This is a genomic window from Bacillus sp. RC51 (assembly GCF_044908115.1).
Lineage (GTDB): Bacteria > Bacillota > Bacilli > Bacillales > Bacillaceae_G > Bacillus_A > Bacillus_A mycoides.
Map to the genome: position 1 here is coordinate 197,275 of NZ_JBIYCW010000005.1, position 22,642 is coordinate 219,916.

A 22,642-nucleotide genomic window follows, 5' to 3' on the forward strand; every position below is an offset into this window, starting at 1 on the left:
TGATATGAAATGAAAGCGTTTCCTGACTTTCTCAACCTTATTTCACGCAACTCATATGCCATTTTTAACTGAAAATAAGTTAGACGTTGAACTTTAAAGGTTTTTTGTATGAGAAGTAGGACGTTTTATTTATGTTAATATTTAAAATATTAACATAAAATCACTGGGATATTAAATGTATTTTAATAAAATGCTTTTATATCGATGGGTAGATGCATGTGATAATTTTTGTTTTATCTCTCTATAATGAATAAAAGGGGGAAGTGCTTGTGAGCTTACATATTGATTTTATTATACGAATCGGTGTTGCTGGTTTGTTAGGGGCGATAATCGGTATTGAAAGGGAAATTCGCTCAAAAGAAGCTGGATTAAAAACACATTTCCTAGTAGCCGTAGGGAGTGCTTTAATAATGGTCGTTTCGAAATATGCTTTTTCGGATATTGTGTTTGAAGAACATATGGCTCTTGATCCGAGCCGGATTGCAGCGCAAGTTGTTAGTGGAGTTGGATTTTTAGGTGCAGGTACAATCATTATTCAAAAGCAGGCAGTGAAAGGATTAACGACAGCGGCTGGTTTATGGGCTACAGCAGGAATAGGGTTAGCAATTGGAGCAGGTATGTATGTTGTAGGGATTGGAGCGATGATTCTCGTTTTGATTGGTTTAGAGATTGTAAGCCGTATTTTTAAGGTGCAATTTTTATTTCCGCAAAATATAACAGTGCAAATGTGTATAAATAAACACGAAGCGGTACAACAAATAGTAGAGACGCTACGAGTGAAAGGTATTCCAATACTTTCATATGAAGTGGAAGCTTTACAGCAAGATACAGAAATAGTTTATAAGGTAGGAATGCAATTGAAAAATATATCGTCAGAAGAAAAGAATGCATTTATTCAGCATATACAAGCATTACCGGAAATTACGTTTATAAAGTTAAAATCATAGTGTTGAAATAGAGGATAAATGTAGCAGGAATTTCGCTATTATCTATCCTTTTTTGACATAAATCACATGTGAAGTCAAGTGTTAATTTCACTTTGGATGGATACATGTGTGAACGTTCCCTTCTTTTTTCTCAATACAGAATAAATAGTCAGAATAGTAAAATAATGGAGCGGGACACTAAAAAATGTAAGGTAGGGGAGAGCATGAAAGGCTATTCAAAAAAAGTTTTAGTAGGGGTAAGTTTTGCTAGTTTAATGTTAGGGAGTTTTCAAGGAAGCATATTGGCGGAAGATACTAAGGGAGAGCAAGTTTCATATCGAAATGTGCTAAAAATGGAGCCGGTTGGTGTACAACTGCCCGTGGAAGAATTAGCTCATTCATCGAAAGTATTAGAAAGCAAGTCTTTTGAGAAAAGGCTACAATTTGCTGATTTATCGCAAAGACCACCGGAAGTAAAAAAGGAAAGTAAGCAATTAGCTGTAGCGAAAACTTATACAATTGCTGAATTAAATCAATTAAGCAATCAACAATTAGTAGATTTACTTGTAACAATTGATTGGGAGCAAATTACGGGGCTATTTCAGTTTAATAAGGACAGTCTTGCATTCTATCAAAATGATAGTAGGATGCAGGCAATTATTGATAAATTGAAGCAGCAAGGACAAGCTTATACGAAGGATGATTCAAAAGGGGTTGAGACATTAGTAGAGGTATTGCGCTCTGGATTTTATTTAGGTTTTTATAATGCAGAATTAAGTAAACTTAATGAGCGGAGCTATCATGACAAGTGCTTGCCGGCGTTAAAAACGATTGCGAACAATCCAAATTTCAAGCTCGGTACATTGGAACAAAATAGAGTTGTATCATCATACGGAAAATTAATAGGAAATGCTTCGAGTGATGTGGAAACGGTAACATCGGCTGCAAAGATTTTTAAGCAATATAATGATGATTTTTCTACATTGGTAGATAATCTTTCAGCTGGAAATGCGATTTACGATATTATGCAAGGTGTCGATTATGATATTCAATCGTATTTGTACGATACGAGAAAAGTACCGAAAGATACAGTATGGTACCAAAAAATAGATAGTTATATTAATGAGTTAAGTAGATTTGCGTTAATGGGAACGATTACAGAGAAAAACGGATGGCTTATTAATAATGGCATTTATTATACAGGGAGACTCGGCACATTCCATAGTACAGGGACGAAAGGATTACAAGTTGTAACAGATGCGATGAAAATCTATCCTTATTTAGGTGAGCAATATTTCGTAGCAGCTGAGCAAATTACGACGAATTATGGCGGGAAAGATGCAAACGGTAACGTTGTTAATTTAGATCAAATACGAGAAGATGGGAAGAAAAAGTATTTGCCGAAAACGTATACGTTTGATGATGGTGCAATTGTTTTAAAAGCCGGAGATAAAGTGACTGAGGAGAAAGTTAAACGTTTATATTGGGCAGCAAAAGAAGTGAAGGCACAATTCCATCGTACGGTTGAAAGTGACCAACCGTTAGAAAAAGGAAATCCAGATGATGTATTAACGATGGTTATTTATAATAGCCCAGCTGAATACCAATTTAACCGTCAATTGTACGGATATGAAACGAATAACGGCGGTCTTTATATAGAAGGAACAGGTACGTTCTTTACTTATGAACGTACGCCACAAGAAAGTATTTATAGTTTAGAAGAATTGTTCCGACATGAGTTCACGCATTATTTACAAGGTAGATATGAAGTGCCAGGACTTTGGGGGCAAGGTAAGATGTATGAGAATGAGAGATTATCTTGGTTTGAAGAAGGGAATGCTGAGTTTTTTGCAGGTGCAACGAGAACGGACAACGTCGTTCCAAGAAAGAGTATTATAGGAGGACTATCTTCGAATCCAGCAGAACGTTATACGGCAGAGCGAACGTTAAATGCAAAGTATGGAACGTGGGATTTCTATAATTATTCCTTTGCTTTACAATCGTATATGTACAATAAGAGATACGATATGTTTGATAAAGTTCATGATCTTATTAGGAAAAATGATGTAACAGCATATGATGCATATCGCTCTGCTTTAAGTAAAGATGCGAATTTAAATAAAGAGTATCAAGACTATATGCAAATGTTAGTAGACAACCGTGAGAAATATAATGTTCCGTTAGTGTCAGATGATTATTTAGCAACTCATGCACCGAAACCAGTTTCAGATATTGCCGCAGAAATTACAGCGGAAGCAAAATTAAGTAATGTATCAGTAAAGAAAAATAAATCACAATTCTTTAATACATTTACACTGCAAGGAACATATACAGGAACTTCTGCAAAAGGAGAATATGAAGACTGGAAAACAATTACGCAAAACGTTAATGATACGTTAAAACGTTTAAGTGCAAAAGAATGGACAGGCTATAAAACAGTAACAGCTTACTTCGTGAATTACCGTGTAAATGCATCAGGGCAATTTGAATATGATGTTGTGTTCCACGGTATTAATACAGAAGAAGGTGCTGTGAATAAAGCGCCGGTCGCGGTTATAAATGGTCCGTATAGCGGACATACGAATGAAGCAATCTCGTTTAAAAGCGATGGATCAAAAGATGAAGATGGGAAAATTGCTTCTTATAACTGGGAGTTCGGTGATGGTGCGGTAAGTAATGAGCAAAATCCAACTCACGTATATACAAAAGAAGGAACGTATACGGCGAAATTAACAGTAACAGACGATAAAGGATTAACTAATACTGCTACAACAAGTGTAACGGTTCAAAAGAAAGAAGATAACAGTGTAGAAAAAGAGCCAAATAATTCATTCCAAACGGCAAATAAACTGCAGTTAAATCAAGTTTTACGTGCTAGTTTAGGAAACGGTGATACGAGTGATTACTTTGAAATAAATATAGAAACTGCGAAAAACCTTCAAATTAATGTAACGAAGGAAAATAATATCGGAGTAAACTGGGTTCTTTATTCAGAAGCAGATTTAAATAATTATGTTACGTATGCACAGCAACAAGGAAATAAATTAGTAGGTAGTTACTATACGTATCCAGGGAAGTACTATTTACATGTATACCAGTATGGTGGTGGAACAGGGAATTATACGGTAGAAGTGAAGTGAAAAAAAGGGTCGCCATTCATGGTGATCCTTTTTTGTTATGCGTTATACCCGAATAATTTTAGATCTTCTCCTGAGTCTGAAATTATTTTTTCGAATCGCAATCCTACTTTTTCTAACAGCGTACCTGAAGCAGCATTATCTATAGAAGTAATTGCTACAATTCGTTTCATTCTTAGCTTCTGTACACCGTATTCTATTACAGCAGAAGCTGATTCATAGCCGTATCCTTTCGAACGGAATTTTTCTAAAAAGGCAAAGCCGATATCAACATCTTCTAATGAATCTCTTTTAATAAGGCCGCACATACCAATTGGTGTGAGATTTTCTTTTTGTTCAACTAAGTAAAGACCAAAGCCCATTTTATTATACATATCGACGGGTCCATTTAAGATGTATTTTTTTGCATCTTTTAAGTTTTTAATACCTTTATCACCAATAAATTGAATCCATGCAGGATCATTTACTAATTCAAGAATAAACGGAGCATCTTTTACATCGAGCCAGCGAAGAGTGAGTCTTTCAGTTTCAAGAACTATCAATCTATTGCACCACCTTTAATAGTTATAACAATTAGTATGGATTGCGAAATACAAAAATGCAACATATTTTAATAGAGCCCTGCTTGTTCACATAAAGTTCGTTTGTTTTGTATAAAAGGATATTTTATAATTAGAATTGATTGTAAAGAGTGAGATACTTATACAATGACTCCTAGGTAACTAGGAGTTTTTACTATATAACTATCATTATTACTAAATATGACGCACTACACATTCTACTTAAGGAGGTACATAATGAAGAAATTATATAATGCATCGTTTACTTATTTGATTATCGGTTTATTGTCAGGAATATTTGCTAGGGAGTATGGAAAATATAAAGGGATTTTAGGATCTACTTTATTAAATCTTTTGCATACGCATACGTTAGTACTTGGCTTTTTCTTCTTTTTAATTGCTTTAGGATTAGCGAAAGTATTCGCGTTTCATGAAGTGAAAGGATTTAATAACTGGTTTATTTTACATAATATCGCATTAACTTTAATGTTAGGTTCGCTAGCAGCGAGAGGACTTCTTCAACTAAATGGAGCGGACTTTAAAGGGTTAACTTATATTGTAGGGTTCTCTCATTCTATGATGGCATTTACTTTAGTTTGGTTTATGATTCTGTTGAAGAAATCGTCTAAAATATAGTTTTATAAAAAAGAACTTGTAGGGAATACTGCAAGTTCTTTTTTATATATAAAATTATAGGAATCTCACTATTCTGATTATTTTGTATAAAAATGGTATAATTAATGTGGCGTAAATAATATAAAAGGAGAGTACGTAATGGAAATAACAATTGAACGTTTAGTAAATGAATTAAAGGATGTACTTCCTGAAGAGCAAGTAGTGGTTAATAAGACAGTAAGAGAGTTACATAGTAAAGATGAATCTTACCATACTAGTAGTTTACCTGATGTAGTTGTTTTTCCAAAAACGATGGAAGAGGTTAGAGCAATAATGAAAGTAGCGAGTGAGCATAAAAAACCTGTCATTCCATTTGGAGTAGGTTCTAGTTTAGAAGGTCATATAATTCCTTATGAAAAGGGGATTACAGTTGATTTTTCATTAATGAACAAAATACTTGAAATAAGAGAGAAAGATTTTCTTGTGAAAGTACAACCAGGAGTGACTCGTTCTCAGCTCAATAAAGAATTGAAAAAGTACGGTTTGTTTTTTAGTGTAGATCCAGGTGCAGATGCAACGTTAGGAGGCATGGCTGCTACGAATGCGAGCGGAACGACAGCGGTTAAGTATGGCGTAATGCGTGATCAAGTTCGTGATTTAGAAGTGGTGCTTGCTGATGGGCAAGTGATACATACTGGCAATTTAGCGGCGAAGTCATCATCAGGTTATCATTTAAATGGTATTTTCGTAGGATCAGAGGGTACGCTTGGATGCTTTACAGAGCTAACATTAAAAGTATACGGCATACCAGAACATGTTATGGCTGCGAGAGCATCGTTTCCAACTATAAATGATGCAGTAGAAGCTGTTATTAATATACTACAAGCTGGTATTCCAATTGCGAGAATAGAACTTGTTGATGAATTATCTATGAAACAAGTAAATCATTACAATGAAACAAATTACAGAGAAGAACCAACACTGTTTTTAGAGTTTCACGGAAATGAAGCAGGGCTAACGCAAGATATCGAGTTTACGAAGGAAATTGTTTTTGATCATAAATGTAAAGAAGTTGCTTTTGAAACTGAAACTGCGGCAAGAAATAAATTATGGGATGCAAGACATAACTTAGCTTATTCTTACGTTCATAGTTACCCTGGCAAAAAGCTAATGAGTACAGATGTATGTGTGCCAATTTCAGAGTTAGCTGGCGCGATTCAAAATGCGAAAGAGACGTTAGATAAGGTGGGCCTTGTTGGTGGTATTCTTGGCCATGTAGGAGACGGGAATTTTCACGTGCTCTTAATGATTGATCCAAATGATAAAGATGAAGTGAAAAAAGCGGATGAAATAAATGAAAGTATTGTACTGTATGCTCTTAAGCGTGGCGGAACTTGTACAGGAGAGCATGGCGTTGGAATAGGAAAGCAGAAGTATCAAGAAGAAGAACATGGTGCGGCATTATTGGTAATGGAGAAAATAAAGAAAGCTCTTGATCCGCAAAATATTTTAAATCCGAATAAAATTTTCAAGCTAACAGATAAGGAATGATGAATTTTGGAGAAACGAATTATACACTTTGAAGGATTGGTCGTCTTATTAGCTGCGATTTATATATATGCATTATGTGGATTTAGTTGGTTATTATTTATCGTATTACTTTTTGCACCTGATTTAGCAATGGTGGCGTACGCTATTAACAAACGTGTTGGTGCACAAATTTATAATCTATTTCACACATATATCATATCAATATTACTTGTTTTAATAGGGGTCTATGTAAAGATGGATACAATTTTAATGGTTGGTTTAATATGGACAGCACATATTGGAATGGATCGAATGCTTGGGTATGGATTGAAGTATGAAACTGATTTTAAGGATACGCATATTCAGAGGTTATAGCTTAGGTAAAACGGAATTCATTGAATATGTATTAGAAAAAGCTATGAAGGATCGTTGAATAGAAGAGTTTGTATCAATACGAAAATAGACTAAGGTGGCAGAAATCATATAATGCCACCTATTATTTTTGAAGAAGAGGTTTTACTATATGAACTGACCTTATAAAACAATTACAATCTGCCCCTGCCAAATAATAAATCTCGTAAATATAATGGGAAATAAGAAGATAAGAAAAGAGGGAGCTTATGTACATACCAAAACATTTCACTATAAAAGATGAAGAGACGAAGTACGAAATGATTGAACAAAATAGCTTTGCAACTTTATTTTCTCAACATAACGGGGAACCATATGCAACGCACTTACCGTTGTTATTAAATAGGGAGACTCTAACTTTACATGGCCATTTCGCACGTCCGAATGAACAGTGGAAAGATATTGAGAATCAAGAAGTATTAGCAATATTCCAAGGACCACACAGTTACATATCGCCGTCGTGGTATGAAACAAACAAAGCTGTACCAACGTGGAACTATGTTGCAGTACATGTATATGGAGAGTTAGAAGTTGTTGAGGATGAACAGGAATTATTAAATTCTCTTCAAGATTTAGTACATAAATATGAAGACCCACAGAGTACCTACTCGCTAAATGAAGTAGATTCGAATTATATGGCAGGATTAAGTAAAGGGATAGTTGGGTTCAAAGTAAAGATAAATAAAATAGAAGGAAAGGCGAAGTTAAGTCAAAATCATTCTGTGGAGAGGCGGAATTTAGTTATTGAAAAACTTGAGAAAGTTGGTAGTGAGGGGAGTAGAGAGATTGCGGAGTTGATGAAAGGAACAAAATAAGTTCTGTGAAATGAAGGTAATTTACTAATTTTGTAGAAAATATATTTTTACTTAAAAGAAAATGCCTCCGTAGCTCTAGAAGGGAAGAGCGCCGGAAAACATGTCGCACCGGGTCGCAAGGCGAAGGTTTCAGAAGCACCGAAAAGCAAATAAGCTGAGACAGGCGGAATTCCTGTCGGTGAAATTCCGTAGGGAAGCGTGTTCCCCTCAGCCTATGCTTACGAAAGGAGTGCGGGTTCGAATCCCGTCGGAGGCATATGGAAAGCCCTGTATGAAGAAATATTCGATTACATTAACTAAATAAGTGCATTTAAAAAAGACCTTCTTAATGGAAGGTCTTTCGTTTTTAAAGCGCTTTTACAGCTGTTGTTGAGTTGTAGTCTTTACTTACGTCAACAGATTGAACAAAGTCAGGTCTTTGTGGTGCAGGAAGATCAGCATGACCCGCTTGGTATGTAATTGAACTATGAATACCAGTAGCTAAAATACCGAAAACAGATAGTCCTAAAAAAACAGAGCCAATTTTTTTAATCATTTCAATGCCCCTTTCTCAAATGTTTTTTCTTTTGCCTGTAACGCCTTATGAAAATATTCGCTTGCCTTAATGTGGTTATTTTCACCATAAAATTTAACAGCTAATTTTTCTGAGTATTCTTGAGTGTAGTTATATAATAATTCTTTGTCGAAATACGTAATTCCTTTAAGAATAATTGTTTCTAATTCTTCAGAAGGAACATTATTATTTATTTCGTTTAGAATTTTAAAATGATATATATATTCTTCATTATTTAATTCCATACAAATTTTTAATCCTTTTTGGATTAACCCCTCAGCAATACTTGTTTCATCTAGTTTAGAGTGTTCTCTTGCTTGTAAGAAGAGAGCTTTGAAATGTGTAGGCCTCTTTTCAGTTACTTCTGATAGGTGACGTATTGCGAGTGTGGAGAGGTTTTGACTGGCATATAACCAACCCAAATTATTACGTACACTTAAAATTAATTCTTTTTCATCGGATTTTTGTAAAAGGTGTATTGCTGAATTATATTGCTCTTCTGCTTGTTCATATTGTTTTAAATATACAAATGAGGCACCTAATGTATTTTTACATAATCCAACTTTAACTTCGTAGCCAGCTTGTTTATTGAAAATCTCTTTAGCCTTTGTCGCATATTCAATAGATTCAATTGGTTGGTAAAAGTGATAATGGAAAATAGCCATTCGATAATAAAATTCAGCCTGCTCTAGATTATCAGTGTTATTTACTAATAATAATTTAGCCTGTTCATAATGCTCGCTAGCTAAGTTATAGTCTGTGGTTAAAGTTGCATAAATGCCTTTAAAGAAATGATAGTAGTAAGACAGTGGGTGATTAGATGAGATTACGTAAGAATCTATTTTATCAAAACTATCTTTTGAAATGCTTAAACTATCTGCTAAAACTTTAAATCGAAAGTCTAGTAATGAATGATATAATGCTAAGTTTTCATCTTCTTCAAAGTTTAGTTCCTTTTCCTCAATTTCATGCTTTAAATTCGTTGCCTGTGAAACATCTTGCTTTAGCATAGCTAAATACCAATCATTAAATAATTTCGTAATTTGTTCATTACCTTGTAGTTGAACGTTCATGAAATCCCCTCACTTTTTGAATATTCTTATAAAATATAGTATCAAAAATAACAATATTTAGAAATGATGTTTTATATTTCTCAACATTTATTTAGTAGATTTACTATTAAACAAATTGGAATAAAGATAGTTTTGATATTTAGTTTAAGGAAGGAGGGAGTGGAATTTAGTAAGGATAGCTAAAGGGTGCTTCAGTCCGCTTTTTTGAAAGGGAAATGTATAAAAAGGTGCGTTCACACAATTTGTATGAACACACCTTTTAAAAAAGTATTACACAATCACGTCCCGCAAAAAGTACGATAAGGACGATTAGACGGCACAGGAGGCGTGCAGTAATCCGCTTGTTCTTGAGAATATTCATAAGGATTTGCTAAAGCTTGAAGAAGTTTCTCCATTACGCTATAGTCTCCATCTTTAACAGCTGCTTCTAGTGCTTCTTCTACTCTGTGATTCCTGGGGATGATTACTGGGTTGTTATTTTTCATCAACTTGTAGGCATCATCTTGTGATTCTTTTTGTCTTTCTAACCGAGATTGCCATAGCTCGTACCATTCTTTAAATTCAGGACTTTCAAATAAAGGTGCATTTTCTAATGTATTGTCAGTTAATGCACGGAATGTATTTGTATAATCTGCTTTATATTTTTCCATCGCTTTTAAAAGTTTCTCAATAAGTGATTGATCATGTTCTTCATTGCTAAATAGTCCTAATTTCTTCTTCATTCCGAGGAACCAATTGTTTTCGTACTGCACGCTGAACTTTGAAATTTCATCTTGTGCAATCTTTAGTGATTCTTCTTCATCTTCGTGTAGAATCGGCATTAAAGATTCAGCTAATCGTGCAAGGTCCCATGCAGCCATATATGGTTGATTTCCGTATGCATAACGGCCTTGTGTGTCAATAGAGCTAAATACTGTTTCTTGATTATAACTATCCATAAAGGCACACGGACCGTAATCAATCGTTTCACCGCTAATCGTTATATTGTCAGTGTTCATTACGCCGTGAATGAAGCCAACGAGTTGCCATTTTGCGATAAGGCTTGCTTGTCTCTTAATGACTTCTTGTAGTAGTGCGACATATGGGTTTTCAGTAGATTCAACTTCTGGATAATGTCTTTTTATCGTATAATCAGCTAAAGCTTTGAAATCTTCGATTGAGCCTCGAGCTGCGGCGTATTGGAATGTTCCAACGCGTATATGACTGCTTGCAACTCTAGTTAAAATAGCTCCAGGTAACTTCGTTTCGCGATAGATTGGTTCGCCAGTTGAGACTACTGCTAAACTGCGAGTAGTTGGAATATCAAGCGCGTACATCGCTTCACTAATAATATACTCACGTAGCATCGGACCGAGTGCAGCGCGGCCATCACCACGGCGCGAATATGGAGTTGGACCGGAACCTTTCAATTGAATATCAAACCGTTCGCCTGAAGGAGTAATTTGTTCCCCAATTAAAAGGGCACGACCATCTCCTAACATGTTGAAATGACCAAATTGGTGCCCAGCATACGCCTGAGCTAGTGGATGAGCTCCTTCTGGGATTGCGTTACCAGCTAAAATGGCAACTTCGGTTTCTTTTTTTAATTCCTCAGGAGTAAAGCCAAGAGATATTGCTAAAGAATTATTTAGTTTAATTAACTCCGGTGAGTGTACAGGAGTTGGGGGGATTTCGGTGAAAAATGATTTGGGCAGGTCAGTATAACTACTCTCTAAATTCCAACCAGTTTCGTTTTTATTAGTCATCGTATCTCCTCCTTTTTGTGTATTTTAGAAATTTGAATTGTAATTGTTTTTTAATTATTCTCTTGTACTTATATGTATTCTGTGTGAGGTTAATTAAAAATATTATACGTTTATTTTGAAAGATCCCCTTGAAATCTATTGTAAGGACTTCATTACATTGTGTCCATTTAACTGTCATAAAAACAAAAAGAGCCTTCGTTATATTGAACTATACCCTATAAAATGGACAGTTTAATAAAAAAGCCCTGAAAAATCAAGCACTTAAAAGGTGGTTCCGATATTCGATCGGAGCCATCTTTTTTTATGTCCACTGATAACGATTATAATTATACTCCTCCATATAATCCTTTATGTTGAGCTCAAGGGATTCAAAGGTTTGACAATCTTTATAATCTAATTCATCTTTCATATGACCAAAAAAGGGTTCCATTGGTGCATTGTCTAAACAATTGCCCCTACGGGATATAGATTGTCTGATCCCATTTCTCTTACACGTTTTTGCAATTCAGGGTGTGTATAATGAATACCTTGGTCTGAATGTAGAAGCGCTTCAGGATGAATGACTCCTCCTAATCTCTCTTTCAAGTTATCTAATGTTTGATAGACGATATCCATTCATAATCTGTTTCATCATTGCGTTCTTTTTCCAGCTGTTTATCTGTCTGATGAAGCCACGCTCCCCAGCGAGTGTGCAAAGGTAACGCACCATACGTGGGAATTGGAATCGACGTATGGTTTATTCAATCATTGTGTATGTTTCTCGTGGTGTTAACGCTTCTTCTGTAACGCCTGCCTTTCGAGTTCGTCTAATTTTTTCGGAATGTCAATTCCGCTTCTAAAAACGCAATACGTGCTTCCGCTTTCTTTAATTTTTCATCAGAAGAGAGGGGTTTTTCCGAAGGGCGTCCCGTACTTCCTTTCCCACGGTGTTCTGTATAAAAGCCTTCCTCACCAAATCGTTCAAAGGTTCTTCGCCAACGTTTCAAGCATTGTTTTGGTTTCTTCTCACCAATCACAGCTAAGTCAAACCCATTCTCTAAAAAGATTTGGCTAGGACCTTTTCCTTGTTGATTTTCTTTTACCCTCATTTTCTGAAAAAATTTTGTGGCGATTTATCCATAACAGAAACCATGACCTGTTACCTTACGTAAGAAAGTCTATACTCCGCTTCTGCTTACAAGAGAAATACAAAAATATTACAAAGTAAAGAAAAAGTTGTAAATTTGTGGATAATATTGTTATTATATGTAACGTGTTTTAGTTTTTTTGTGTTAGAATTATACACGTAATTCCTGATATTTGAATATAATCTTATGAATTCTCATGCGTATTAGAAGGCGGGGTGAGAATGATGGATGCAAAAACCAAGTGTTTTATACAGAACCTAAACGAGAAATTGCAATTTTGTACATACGAGTTTATTAAACTAGAAGGCTGTGGAAAAAAGGAGCAGGTTGAGAAAGAGCTGCAAACGATCTTATCAGATATCGAGATCATGATTCATTTAACAGAACTTTTTATGTTAATAGACAGTTCGTATGCGCCAGAATTAAAGCAAATACATGAGAAGTTGCTGCAAAAACAAGAGTATATTCAATTCGAATGCACCAACGATTTTGTCTGTGTTTAGAAGTAGAAATATATTAAGATTTCTAAAAATAAAAAAAATTTTAGAAAAACTTATTTACATTTCTCAATTTTTGGAATAAACTTCTAATTGCAGAATGGGAAATACAAAATATGGAAAGGTTGTGCGTTATGACAAACGTAACAGGAACAAAATTTACTTATGAACAAGTGCAGGAAGTAATCACGAATGTAATCAAGGAAGAAGCTTCAGTAGATAAAGTATCATTAGATGCAACTTTACAAGATTTAGATGTGGATTCATTATTGTTTGCAGAAATTATGATTGTACTACAAGACGAATTTGATCAAGAGCTGGAAGTAGAAGACCACTTAAACCCTAAAGAATCAAAGCCCACTGTTAACGAATTAGTTAAAGCAGTTTATACATGTTTACAAGTTTAGAAGTTTAAACTTATTATAATTTATTTGAACTAATAATCAGATTTTAAAATAAAAGTCAATGTGCAAGAAAATTATGATTCGTAGAAGGAGTTAATAAGATGACGACTACAGTTGATACGCGTACACGATTTGATGTAGAGAAATTCGAAGAATGGAAGAAAGAAGGCGTTTATCCGTTCTTCCCAACAGTTGAATCCACAACTGACAACTACATTACGACAAAAGAAAACGGTAAAATGTTAATGTTTGGTTCATGCGATTATCTTGGTTTGTCACAAAATGATTACTTAAAACAAAAATCCATCGAAGCCATTCAGAATTTCGGTACAAATACATATGGCGCACAAATCTTTTGTGGTCATACAACGATCCATAATGAATTAGAAAACAAACTTGCGAAATTATATAATAAGCCAGCTGGTATTATCTTCCCTTCAGGAATGACTGCAAATATCGGTGTGTTAACGGTAATGGCTGGTCCAGATGATGTTATTATCAATGACAGATTAAATCATATCTCTATCTTTATGGGTAGCCAGTTATCAGGTGCACAAATCCGATCTTTCCCTCATAATAACGTAAAGAAACTTGAATCAATCTTAAAACAAAGCATGGATAAAGGAAAAAGAATCATCGTAGTCGATGGCCTCTTCAGCGCAGATGGAGATTATGCTCCGTTAGATAAAATCTGTGCGCTTGCAAAAGAATATAACGCAATTGTCATGGTTGACGAAGCACATTCATTTGGTGTTGTAGGGCTCAATGGTTTAGGTGTAGCGGAACATTTTGGTGTTTTAGACCAAGTAGATATTGTCGTGGGAACAATGAGTAAAGCTGTAGGTAGTGTTGGTGGATTTATTGTTACAAATAAAGAAATCGAAAGTGCCATTAGATATTATGCACCATCATATACGAGTTCAAGAGGTTCAACACCAGCAGTTGCTGCCGCATCTCTTGCATCCTTAACATATATGGAAGAACACGGCGTACAATTAAGAGAAGACCTATGGAGAAATTCTTCTTACCTAATCGAAAAACTACAAGAGAATGGTTTTAATTTACTAGATACGGTTAGTCAAATTGTTCCTGTTTTAGTCGGCGACGACAAAAAAACAGCGAGTGTCACATCATGGTTAATGGAAAGAGGACTATTTACAGCAGCATTCATTTCACCAGGTGTACCAGTAAATAAAGGGCGCTTACGCATTGGTGTTACAAGTAGCCACTCCCTTGAAGAATGCCAAAAAGTTGTGGACCTATTAATAGAAGCAAAAGAAATTTTCAAATTTTAATTCCTATATTTACTAACTATTGTTAGAAAAGATGATATACTTACAATAGTTGGGATACCATCAGCAACATTACCTCATTAACCCCACGCTGATGGTATCATTATAAATATATTTATTAAAAAGGATGCGAATCATGGAAAATTACGAATGCAAAAACAGAGAAAACATTCTTGAACAATTCAATTTGACGACTCCCATTTTCCAAGCATTGGGCGATGTAAATCGGCAACAAATTATCATGATTTTACTTAAAACCGATGGTTTAAATGTAACTCAAATAACAGAACAAATGTCAATTTCTAGACCTGCAGTATCCCATCATTTAAAAATATTAAAGCAAGCAGAATTGGTTAGACCAAAGAAACACGGAAAAGAAGTATATTATTCTTTGACAACCAGTAATTTCGTTATTTATATGAAAGAATTAGTATCTGCGATTGAAGCAGGGTATTAATTTTTTTGCATAACGTGTTTATAAGTTTGAACCTGTAAACGTGAAACTTACACATTTAACTAAATAGGAGGTACAAAGATGCAAAATCAAAACCAATCAAACAAGATTTATTTCTTACTTCTACTAGTTCCTTTGTTTTGGGGCGGTTCCTTCTCGACAGCTGAACATGTTGTAACTGAAATCCCGTCATTAGTCGCAGCTACTCTTCGTTTCGGTATCGCAGGTGTCATCCTGATGGTGTATTTAACAATTAAATCAGAATGGGATATGGCTTCTATCAAGAAAGGATGGAAAGGACTATTACTCGTTGCGTTAACTGGTATTTTCGGCTATAACGCTTTATTCTTTTTAGGTGTACACTATACGTCCGCTATCAATGGTTCATTAATTATTGCAACCATGCCAATCTTCGTTACACTAGGTTCGATTCTTTTTTTAAATGAAAAATGGAACAGTAAAGTCGGAATCAGTTTAGTACTATCTTTAGTCGGTGTTATTATCGTGATTACAAAAGGATCTCTTGATATGTTACTTTCCTTAGCATTTAATGTTGGGGATTTATTGTTTTTAGCAGCTCTAGCATGCGGCGTTATATATGGTTTAGTAGGGAAAGCTGTCATGAAAGACGTTTCACCATTATTTGCTACGACAATAATGACTGTTATGGGTTCTGTTTTCCTAGCAATCTCTTCCTTATATGAAGGGGGTTGGGACAAAGTACCTAGTATGTCTGCACAAAGCTGGTTAGAAATGTTTTATATGGTTGTATGTGGTACGCTCGTTGGATATATTATTTTCAATAAAGGTGTAGAGCAAATCGGGGCGAGCAAAGCGAGCATGTATCTGAACCTTACACCAATCGTTACGACTTTAATTTCTGTCGTATTCTATGGTTCTGTCATGAGTTGGAAAGAAGTAATCGGTATGTTATTTGTATTAATCGGTGTATATATCGCGACTGCAAAATCGGCAAATCAAAGCAAGAAAGTCGCTTTAAATGATTAAAGGAATAGGCACCGATATTACAGAGATTGAAAGATGGAAGAATAAAAAAACACTTCAAAAGCTATTTACAAAGCAAGAAGTACTGTGGGCAAAAGAAAATTATATCAATTATTCTATTATGTGGTGTATCAAAGAAGCGACAGTAAAGGCAATCGGTACTGGCTTTCAAAAGAACACCATGTGGAAAGATATAGAGATAGTAAACATTGATGGGAAATACGAAATACATTTTAGCGCAGCAGCAAGACAAACCTGTCACATTACGGCAGAAGATCAATTTCATATTGATGTGACAAGAAACAGTACGAGTGTGATATCACAAGTAATTTGGACTGATACTCATTTTGCGTAATTAATCTACTATTATAATAGAAGGAAATGAACAAAAAAACCTATGCATGGGCATAGGTTTTTTCTTATCAATCTAATTAACTTAAAGTCAATGCATCATTCATTCTCCGTACCTCATTTCTATCGTTGGTTCCAGTATAACGAGGTTTTTTGATAAAAATACACAAAAAACCCGAATCATGGGGCTTTTTTTAAGTGCCCATGATTCGGGATACAGTTCATATAACGAAGGCTCTTTTTGTTTTTTCCTTTTATTCATACACAGTCTTCATAGTTGTAGATGTATAAAAGGAAAAAAGTAATTTGGGGCGTAATCTATCTATATGATAATTCAAAATGAAATATAAGTCTATATTTTTGTTGGTTTTTTGATTATATTTATGTCACTGAGCTCAGAAGAATATATGTGGAGGGAAAATGTATGGAATCGAAACATGTACCAGTTTTAATTGTTGGAGGGGGATTATCAGGATTATCGTCTGCATTATTTCTTGCGAAACATAACATTGATTATGTACTTATTGAAAGGCATCCGTCTACTGCGATTCATCCGAAAGCGGGTGGAATTACATTTCGCACAATGGAATTATTCCGAGAACTGGGTCTAGAAAAAGGAATTAGATTAGCTGGTAAAGCATTAGAGAATTGTCACGGGAGAATTGCAGTTCAAACAATAGCTGAGGTAAATAATGAAGAGTTGGAACAAATAAGGGCGGCGCAGTATGAAAATAACGAAAATTTATTTCGTAAAGTGGAAGAGATTAGCCCATCAAAACAAACTGCTTGTTATCAAATTACTTTAGAGGAGATGATATTACAAGAAGCACAGAGATTAGGCGGGAAGCTATCTTTTTATCATGAACTAGTTTCTTATGAGCAAAATGGAAACGGAGTAATAGCAACGATTCGAAATCGTAAAACGAAAGAAGAGAGCATGATTCATTGTGATTATGTAATTGCAGCAGATGGAGCGAAAAGTAAAATACGTGAACAGTTAGGTATTTTAACCGAGGGCCGTGGTACAATCGGTGGTTATTATATGAACATATATTTTGAAGCGGATTTGAGTGAATTTATTAAAGGAGACGCATTCGGTTTTACTATGATACTTCATCCAGAAGTAATTGGTGCGCTTATTCCAGTCGATAACGAAAGTAAATGGATTTATCATGTAGCTTATGATCCAGTAAAAGGGGAGCGACCAGAGGATTTCTCTATAGAACGCTGTAAACAAATTATTCAAACTGCAATTGGAAGTACGGATATTAAGCCAGAAATAGTAAGTGTTTTGCCGTGGGAAGCGAGTGAAAGTACAGCGGTAAAATTTCAGGACAATCGCATCTTTTTAGTTGGTGACTCGGCGCATATTATGCCGCCAACAGGAGGATTCGGTTCAAATACAGGAATACAAGATGCACATAATTTAGCTTGGAAATTAGCGGCTGTTATAAAAGGGAAAGCAAATCCAAAATTGTTAGAAACGTATCATGACGAGAGATATCCTGTTGCAAAATTAACGACGGACCATGCGAGTAGTATATTATTTCGTGCTGCGAATAGAGAGGAAGGTAATTTGAGTAATATGGATAGTTTAGCTGTCACTGCTGGTTATCAGTATTGCTCAGAAGCAATTATAGACGAATGTAACACACCGCATAGAATGAATATAGTTGATTTGAACGGACGCCCGGGAACGCGTGCGCCACATTTTTGGGGAACTTATGAAGGAAAAGAAGTTTCTATACTTGATCTATTTGGTAGCAACTTTGTGTTACTTACTGGAGCAGAGCCTAGTACTTGGACTGAAGCTGCAAATGTTGTTTCATCTGGATTAGGAGTAAAGATAAAAGTGTATCAGGTAGGTTTAACTGGTGATTTTATCGATCAAGATAACTTTTTTAGAAAACTATACGGGATAGAAAATGGAGGAGCGGTAGTAATAAGACCAGATGGATTTATTGGATGGCGTACGGAAAATGAGGTAGTAAAGCCGGGTATATTACTTGAAGAGATAATGAATCGTTTATTATGTAATTAAATATAAAAACACCGCTTGTATTTCAAAAGCAGAAGAACCACTGAATTATGGTGGCTTTCATATAACAACTATTACTTCTCAAAAGAGTAAGCATCTTTTAAGTTACACGAATATGATGCCAGTATACGCTAATAAACTACCTCATAAGGATGAGGCAGAGAAAATAGCGATGGATGTAATGGAAAAGGTTGATCGACAATATGCAAAGGGCCTAACTTTACTTCGTATAGAAAAACAAACTAGACATTATGTTGACGGGGGACAAACTGTGGAGTTTCCTGTTCTATGGATAAAGATGATGCATAATAACAGAAGTTTTAACTGGGTGACAATTGGTGGTGACGGACAAATCATTGAATTTGAGCGAGAAGTACGCTGGGATTATATGATGAGTCGTCGCCAAACAGAAATGTGGTATTACGATGATTGGGTATTGGCACGCACCGGGGAAGGACCACAATTATTGCCGCCAGCTGCGTTGGTTTAATATGTTAAACAATATGTGTACAATGGTAGGCGTCTATGTGGGGGAATGAAAAAGGAAAAGTAATTTTAGTGTTATTTATGCATCATTAGAATATTCGGGAAGCCTTTATATTGGCTTCCCGATATTTTTTATGTTGAAAAAATATTATGCAAGATGTTGGTAATATACTACGTATTTTTCTAATCCTTCAATCTCTTTCTCAGGAGGTTCAATTCCACCTTTTCGGCCGTAGCAAACATTTCTCAAGTATTCGCCGAAAATCATAGAGCGACTTTTCTCGTTTTCCATCCAATTATATCTATTAATTATAAAATCACCATCAAAACTTGTATCAAATGTATATGGAATACAAGTTATATGTTTTGGTAAATGTTTTTTTAATACTCTATATTGCCGGCCTGCTCCTAAGCTTTTACATACAAATAGTAAACTATTAATTGTTGTAAAATCAAAGATCTTCTTAGCTTCAATTACATTTGCGATAGAATGGAGAGAGTTTTTCTCGAAAATGATAGCATCTTCCGGTACACCGTGTTCAATTAACTTGTTAACAATTACTTCTGATTCTGATAAATCTCCATAATGCCAGTTTGGATGTTTCATTCCATGTAAACTAGTACCACCTGTGACGATAATTTGTGCACCTAAACCTTGTTGATAAGCATGTAAAGGAGCTTGCCAATTACCAGGATGGGAACCACCGAAAACGAAAATTGCATCACACTGTTGTGGTGTTGATTTTTTTAGGAAAGCGATTTCGGTTATTTCTTCAATTTGTTTTTTCGTAAGATGTGGGACTTCAGGATATTTAGGGATTACCATATGAAAACCTCCTATATAGTGAAATGTTAAATTCATTATATAGCGATTTTGTTTAGTAGAAAAAGGGAAGCTTTTCATTTGGCAGTTCCCCTTTTATGATAACTCTCCTATAAACAAAAGTTCTCCTTCATCATAAAATCCATCTTCATCATGGATTATCTCTTGGAAATGCAATGTTTAGATGCTGTTAGAAATTGATATTTTCCATTCATGCCCGAAGTCGGAAGCATTGGAGAGGGGAATCCATTTTTGAAATTCGTTATCTCTATTGAAAAAATTTTGAAAGTAGTCATCGTTTTTAAATATGATGATTTGTGAGTTCCATAAGCTTGCTATTTTGATCATAACAACGACTCGATATGTATTTGTATCGTTCGGTTTCATTGTCATTAATTGATTCGCTTGATTTAACAGGGCTTGAATGCACAATCGTTTTACTTTCCTAGGTGTTGTACTAGAATCGATAAAAGCTTGAGAGCCTGGTAAAGGCATATGCCAGTATTCATCGTTATAGAAAGTAGACGGAAATGCTTTAGTAGAGTCTTCAATTCTTTTTATAAGAGTTTGTGTTCTTCGTTTCATACCACGTATTTTCTGTTCACGCATTGTTGATCATCTCCATAAATTTTTGCAAGGCAGCTGAGTGAAAAATGTCTTTTCGAGTAATAAAGGTAGTAGGAACCTTTTTAAAGTGATTTGGTAATGTATTTAAAGATACACCATGTTCATAATCTGGAATAATGGATTTCATCATAATAGCCGCGCCCATACCTGATTTTACACATGCAAGTATTGCTTCAATTGTTCCGAACTCTAGTATTCTTTTAGGTGAAACCCCTTCTTCTTGAAGCCAGTTTTCTAATAGTTTTCTGTAATAACATCCTTGACTAAAAGCGAGTAAATTCAGTTCTCCTATTGTTTTAAAGGAAGATAGAGGAGTCTTACTAATGAGAACGAGTTCTTCTTCTCGAAATAAAAGGGTATGAAGTTCAACATGCTGAATATTTCCAGCGATGAATGCTCCATCCAGTTGACGGTCTAAGACGAGTTGAGTTAACCATTCGGTCGTATTTGTTTCTAAAATAAATTCGACTTCTGGATACTTTTCATAATAGGTCGTTAATATAGGTGTGAGACGAACGGCTGTTGTAGATTCTGTGCACCCGATTTTTAATGTGCCTTTCGGATGGGTTCTGCTACTTTGAACAGCTTTAATGGATTGATCCATTAAGTGGATGATTTGTTTTGCATATGTTAATAAAATTTCTCCGTTAGAAGTTAAAGTAACACCTTTTCCGTTTCGATAAAATAGTGGTACGCCTAATTCGTTTTCTAGTTGTTTTATACGCATCGTTACACCTGATTGTACATAGTTTAAGTTTTTAGCGGCATGAGATATATTTCCTTCTTTCGCAACTTCGTAAAAAACCGTTAAATCTTTTATGTCCATTTATTATCACCCCGAAAAAGGTATCAATTTTTTTGATGGATTCTATTATTAACACTTATTTTACATGATATCAGAACCTTCATACAATGAAAGGTATATGGGGGAGATAACGTTGATAAGTGAAGAAAAAATTGAAAAGTACAGTAGTTCTAATAAATGGATCATGTTAACTTTGGCAACGGTAGCACAGGCAAGTGCAACACTTATAACATATGGAGTAGGGGTACTCGCTTTATTTTGGAAACAGAAATATGCACTTTCGAATATGCAGGTTGGGTTGTTAATAAGTGCTGTAAATATTGGTCCGTTGTTTTGTATGCTTTTTGCCGGAAGGTTACTTGATCGATATAATGAAAGAATATTAATTGGAGCGAGTGCCGTATTACTTGGCGGGGCGCTTTTACTTGCTCATATGGCAAGGGGATTTATTGGGTTATTATTTGTCCTTTTTTTAATAGGGACTTTTTATAGCGTATCCCAGCCAGGGGGAAGTAAAGTAATCTTGAAATGGTTTCCGAAAGAGATTCGCGGATTAGCTATGGGAATACGGCAAGCTGGTATACCTATTGGCGGGGCGTTAGCAGGAGTAATAATCCCTTTGCTTACAATTAAATTTAGTTTAGCTTATACGATAAATGTTATTGCAACTATATGTATAGTAGGCGGGTTATTGTTTTTCATATTTTATAAGGAATCGTACGTACGAGAACACACGAGCCAAGAAAATGTAAGTATTTCTTTTTGGATGCAGTTAAAAAAGGTAATATGTAAAAAAGAGCTGTATCCAATTTTTATTACAGGTATTTGCATGATTTCTTTACAAATGATATTAGTCGGACATTTTATAAAATTTTTAGTCATTGAAAAATCGATAACACCTATTGTAGCAGGGAAAGTATTTTCAGTTATGCTATTTGCAGGAATGATTGGGCGAATTATATTAGCTACAATAAGTGATACATATTACAAAGGTGATCGTCGTACACCTTTATTAATAACTGTATGTATTTCTTGTTGCTTAATTTTAGTTGTTGTAATGAGTATAAACACAATGACACTTGAGGTATTGTTTGTGATGAGCGGACTGCTAGGGTTCTTTGCGATCGGTTGGTTTAGTCTTTTTATGGTTGAAGTTGCTGAGTCTGCAAGTGAGGAATCGGTAGGGATGACAGTGAGTTTTGCGCTTACACTTAATCAAATTGCTATTATCTTTGCACCTGCTTTGTTTGGTTATATAGTAGATGGAAAAGGCTACACATATGCATGGATGGGGATAGCTGCATTACTAAGCGTTTCAGTAGTGAGTTTATGTAAAAGTAAACGAATATTAAAAATGTAAATCTTTTA

At 35.1% G+C, this 22,642-nt stretch carries 24 protein-coding genes and 1 pseudogene; 15 read left to right on the plus strand and 10 right to left on the minus strand.

Going from position 1 to position 22,642, the window contains the following annotated elements; translation table 11 throughout:
- Positions 1–269: 269 nt before the first annotated feature.
- Complete coding sequence (locus ABH959_RS13215) at positions 270–947, plus strand: MgtC/SapB family protein (protein ID WP_113936049.1); 678 nt, start codon at positions 270–272, stop codon at positions 945–947.
- Between the two features lie 203 nt (positions 948–1,150).
- Positions 1,151–4,066, plus strand: coding sequence for a collagenase ColA (gene colA / locus ABH959_RS13220; protein ID WP_113936048.1), 2,916 nt, complete (start codon positions 1,151–1,153; stop codon positions 4,064–4,066).
- Positions 4,067–4,101: 35 nt separating this feature from the next.
- Here colA and ABH959_RS13225 read toward each other — a convergent pair whose 3' ends face one another.
- Entirely contained in the window at positions 4,102–4,605 is a 504-nt protein-coding gene (locus tag ABH959_RS13225) for a GNAT family N-acetyltransferase (protein ID WP_113936047.1), read from the minus strand.
- Positions 4,606–4,860: 255 nt separating this feature from the next.
- Between ABH959_RS13225 and ABH959_RS13230 the strand changes: the two genes are divergently transcribed.
- The 4 genes from ABH959_RS13230 (at position 4,861) to ABH959_RS13245 (ending at position 7,994) form a co-directional block, all read left to right on the plus strand.
- Positions 4,861–5,259: a DUF2871 family protein gene (locus ABH959_RS13230; protein ID WP_002033617.1), complete on the plus strand. Its 399-nt coding sequence runs from the start codon at positions 4,861–4,863 to the stop codon at positions 5,257–5,259.
- Between the two features lie 138 nt (positions 5,260–5,397).
- Complete coding sequence (locus ABH959_RS13235) at positions 5,398–6,789, plus strand: FAD-binding oxidoreductase (RefSeq protein ID WP_113936046.1); 1,392 nt, start codon at positions 5,398–5,400, stop codon at positions 6,787–6,789.
- Positions 6,790–6,795: 6 nt separating this feature from the next.
- Positions 6,796–7,143, plus strand: coding sequence for a DUF4260 domain-containing protein (locus ABH959_RS13240; protein ID WP_113936045.1), 348 nt, complete (start codon positions 6,796–6,798; stop codon positions 7,141–7,143).
- A gap of 245 nt (positions 7,144–7,388) precedes the next feature.
- Positions 7,389–7,994 carry an FMN-binding negative transcriptional regulator gene (locus tag ABH959_RS13245; RefSeq protein WP_113936044.1) on the plus strand — a complete coding sequence of 202 codons (606 nt, stop codon included), beginning with the start codon at positions 7,389–7,391 and terminating at the stop codon, positions 7,992–7,994.
- 346 nt (positions 7,995–8,340) lie between these two features.
- On the opposite strand, the gene ABH959_RS13250 is transcribed toward ABH959_RS13245, so the two are convergent.
- The 6 genes from ABH959_RS13250 to ABH959_RS13275 all read right to left on the minus strand — a co-directional run bounded on the left by ABH959_RS13250 (position 8,341) and on the right by ABH959_RS13275 (position 12,453).
- Complete coding sequence (locus ABH959_RS13250) at positions 8,341–8,529, minus strand: Phr family secreted Rap phosphatase inhibitor (RefSeq protein ID WP_002137631.1); 189 nt, start codon at positions 8,527–8,529, stop codon at positions 8,341–8,343.
- The gene (locus ABH959_RS13255) at positions 8,526–9,620 is read right to left on the minus strand and encodes a response regulator aspartate phosphatase (RefSeq protein WP_113936043.1); all 1,095 of its coding nucleotides are present in this window, start codon (positions 9,618–9,620) and stop codon (positions 8,526–8,528) included. The genes ABH959_RS13250 and ABH959_RS13255 overlap by 4 nt, the downstream gene beginning before the upstream one ends.
- Positions 9,621–9,898: 278 nt before the next feature.
- Positions 9,899–11,365 carry a protein adenylyltransferase SelO gene (locus ABH959_RS13260; protein ID WP_404492687.1) on the minus strand — a complete coding sequence of 489 codons (1,467 nt, stop codon included), beginning with the start codon at positions 11,363–11,365 and terminating at the stop codon, positions 9,899–9,901.
- Positions 11,366–11,666: 301 nt separating this feature from the next.
- Positions 11,667–11,795, minus strand: coding sequence for an IS3 family transposase (locus tag ABH959_RS13265; protein WP_404492688.1), 129 nt, complete (start codon positions 11,793–11,795; stop codon positions 11,667–11,669).
- An 11-nt stretch (positions 11,796–11,806) separates the two neighbouring features.
- Positions 11,807–11,980, minus strand: coding sequence for a hypothetical protein (locus ABH959_RS13270; protein WP_269481914.1), 174 nt, complete (start codon positions 11,978–11,980; stop codon positions 11,807–11,809).
- A gap of 191 nt (positions 11,981–12,171) precedes the next feature.
- On the minus strand, positions 12,172–12,453 hold the full coding sequence (locus ABH959_RS13275) for a hypothetical protein (RefSeq protein WP_404492689.1): 282 nt from the start codon (positions 12,451–12,453) through the stop codon (positions 12,172–12,174).
- Positions 12,454–12,713: 260 nt separating this feature from the next.
- Here ABH959_RS13275 and ABH959_RS13280 point away from each other — a divergent pair, with 260 nt between their 5' ends.
- From ABH959_RS13280 to ABH959_RS13315, 8 genes are all read left to right on the plus strand, one after another.
- Positions 12,714–12,995 carry a hypothetical protein gene (locus ABH959_RS13280; protein ID WP_269481916.1) on the plus strand — a complete coding sequence of 94 codons (282 nt, stop codon included), beginning with the start codon at positions 12,714–12,716 and terminating at the stop codon, positions 12,993–12,995.
- Between the two features lie 128 nt (positions 12,996–13,123).
- Entirely contained in the window at positions 13,124–13,396 is a 273-nt protein-coding gene (locus tag ABH959_RS13285; RefSeq protein WP_269481917.1) for an acyl carrier protein, read from the plus strand.
- A gap of 98 nt (positions 13,397–13,494) precedes the next feature.
- Positions 13,495–14,688 (plus strand): aminotransferase class I/II-fold pyridoxal phosphate-dependent enzyme, encoded by a 1,194-nt coding sequence (locus tag ABH959_RS13290; protein ID WP_404492690.1) that lies wholly within the window; start codon positions 13,495–13,497, stop codon positions 14,686–14,688.
- 133 nt (positions 14,689–14,821) lie between these two features.
- Positions 14,822–15,142, plus strand: coding sequence for an ArsR/SmtB family transcription factor (locus tag ABH959_RS13295; protein ID WP_000432919.1), 321 nt, complete (start codon positions 14,822–14,824; stop codon positions 15,140–15,142).
- Positions 15,143–15,220: 78 nt separating this feature from the next.
- Positions 15,221–16,147, plus strand: a complete 927-nt coding sequence (locus tag ABH959_RS13300; RefSeq protein ID WP_113936041.1) for a DMT family transporter — start codon at positions 15,221–15,223, stop codon at positions 16,145–16,147.
- Positions 16,140–16,499 (plus strand): holo-ACP synthase, encoded by a 360-nt coding sequence (locus ABH959_RS13305; protein WP_404492691.1) that lies wholly within the window; start codon positions 16,140–16,142, stop codon positions 16,497–16,499. The genes ABH959_RS13300 and ABH959_RS13305 overlap by 8 nt, the downstream gene beginning before the upstream one ends.
- A gap of 420 nt (positions 16,500–16,919) precedes the next feature.
- Positions 16,920–18,536, plus strand: coding sequence for an FAD-dependent oxidoreductase (locus ABH959_RS13310; RefSeq protein WP_404492692.1), 1,617 nt, complete (start codon positions 16,920–16,922; stop codon positions 18,534–18,536).
- 112 nt (positions 18,537–18,648) lie between these two features.
- Positions 18,649–19,023 carry a hypothetical protein gene (locus ABH959_RS13315; protein ID WP_404492693.1) on the plus strand — a complete coding sequence of 125 codons (375 nt, stop codon included), beginning with the start codon at positions 18,649–18,651 and terminating at the stop codon, positions 19,021–19,023.
- A 144-nt stretch (positions 19,024–19,167) separates the two neighbouring features.
- Here ABH959_RS13315 and ABH959_RS13320 read toward each other — a convergent pair whose 3' ends face one another.
- The 3 genes and pseudogenes from ABH959_RS13320 to ABH959_RS13330 all read right to left on the minus strand — a co-directional run bounded on the left by ABH959_RS13320 (position 19,168) and on the right by ABH959_RS13330 (position 21,295).
- The gene (locus tag ABH959_RS13320) at positions 19,168–19,845 is read right to left on the minus strand and encodes a YdcF family protein (protein WP_016127386.1); all 678 of its coding nucleotides are present in this window, start codon (positions 19,843–19,845) and stop codon (positions 19,168–19,170) included.
- 93 nt (positions 19,846–19,938) lie between these two features.
- A pseudogene (locus tag ABH959_RS13325) lies at positions 19,939–20,451 on the minus strand (DUF3916 domain-containing protein).
- Positions 20,444–21,295, minus strand: a complete 852-nt coding sequence (locus ABH959_RS13330; protein ID WP_404492694.1) for a LysR family transcriptional regulator — start codon at positions 21,293–21,295, stop codon at positions 20,444–20,446. The pseudogene ABH959_RS13325 and the gene ABH959_RS13330 overlap by 8 nt, the downstream one beginning before the upstream one ends.
- Positions 21,296–21,407: 112 nt before the next feature.
- Here ABH959_RS13330 and ABH959_RS13335 point away from each other — a divergent pair, with 112 nt between their 5' ends.
- Entirely contained in the window at positions 21,408–22,634 is a 1,227-nt protein-coding gene (locus ABH959_RS13335; protein ID WP_404492695.1) for an MFS transporter, read from the plus strand.
- The last annotated feature ends 8 nt before the right edge of the window (positions 22,635–22,642 follow it).

Excerpts from the sequence above, each read along its gene's own strand:
- colA (WP_113936048.1), top strand. The coding sequence starts at position 1,151 with ATGAAAGGCTATTCAAAAAAAGTTTTAGTAGGGGTAAGTTTTGCTAGT.
- ABH959_RS13230 (WP_002033617.1), top strand. The coding sequence starts at position 4,861 with ATGAAGAAATTATATAATGCATCGTTTACTTATTTGATTATCGGTTTA.
- ABH959_RS13235 (WP_113936046.1), top strand. The coding sequence starts at position 5,398 with ATGGAAATAACAATTGAACGTTTAGTAAATGAATTAAAGGATGTACTT.
- ABH959_RS13245 (WP_113936044.1), top strand. The coding sequence starts at position 7,389 with ATGTACATACCAAAACATTTCACTATAAAAGATGAAGAGACGAAGTAC.
- ABH959_RS13250 (WP_002137631.1), bottom strand. The coding sequence starts at position 8,529 with ATGATTAAAAAAATTGGCTCTGTTTTTTTAGGACTATCTGTTTTCGGT.
- ABH959_RS13255 (WP_113936043.1), bottom strand. The coding sequence starts at position 9,620 with ATGAACGTTCAACTACAAGGTAATGAACAAATTACGAAATTATTTAAT.
- ABH959_RS13260 (WP_404492687.1), bottom strand. The coding sequence starts at position 11,365 with ATGACTAATAAAAACGAAACTGGTTGGAATTTAGAGAGTAGTTATACT.
- ABH959_RS13265 (WP_404492688.1), bottom strand. The coding sequence starts at position 11,795 with ATGGAACCCTTTTTTGGTCATATGAAAGATGAATTAGATTATAAAGAT.
- ABH959_RS13270 (WP_269481914.1), bottom strand. The coding sequence starts at position 11,980 with ATGGATATCGTCTATCAAACATTAGATAACTTGAAAGAGAGATTAGGA.
- ABH959_RS13275 (WP_404492689.1), bottom strand. The coding sequence starts at position 12,453 with ATGAGGGTAAAAGAAAATCAACAAGGAAAAGGTCCTAGCCAAATCTTT.
- ABH959_RS13280 (WP_269481916.1), top strand. The coding sequence starts at position 12,714 with ATGATGGATGCAAAAACCAAGTGTTTTATACAGAACCTAAACGAGAAA.
- ABH959_RS13285 (WP_269481917.1), top strand. The coding sequence starts at position 13,124 with ATGACAAACGTAACAGGAACAAAATTTACTTATGAACAAGTGCAGGAA.
- ABH959_RS13290 (WP_404492690.1), top strand. The coding sequence starts at position 13,495 with ATGACGACTACAGTTGATACGCGTACACGATTTGATGTAGAGAAATTC.
- ABH959_RS13295 (WP_000432919.1), top strand. The coding sequence starts at position 14,822 with ATGGAAAATTACGAATGCAAAAACAGAGAAAACATTCTTGAACAATTC.
- ABH959_RS13300 (WP_113936041.1), top strand. The coding sequence starts at position 15,221 with ATGCAAAATCAAAACCAATCAAACAAGATTTATTTCTTACTTCTACTA.
- ABH959_RS13305 (WP_404492691.1), top strand. The coding sequence starts at position 16,140 with ATGATTAAAGGAATAGGCACCGATATTACAGAGATTGAAAGATGGAAG.
- ABH959_RS13310 (WP_404492692.1), top strand. The coding sequence starts at position 16,920 with ATGGAATCGAAACATGTACCAGTTTTAATTGTTGGAGGGGGATTATCA.
- ABH959_RS13315 (WP_404492693.1), top strand. The coding sequence starts at position 18,649 with ATGATGCCAGTATACGCTAATAAACTACCTCATAAGGATGAGGCAGAG.
- ABH959_RS13320 (WP_016127386.1), bottom strand. The coding sequence starts at position 19,845 with ATGGTAATCCCTAAATATCCTGAAGTCCCACATCTTACGAAAAAACAA.
- ABH959_RS13330 (WP_404492694.1), bottom strand. The coding sequence starts at position 21,295 with ATGGACATAAAAGATTTAACGGTTTTTTACGAAGTTGCGAAAGAAGGA.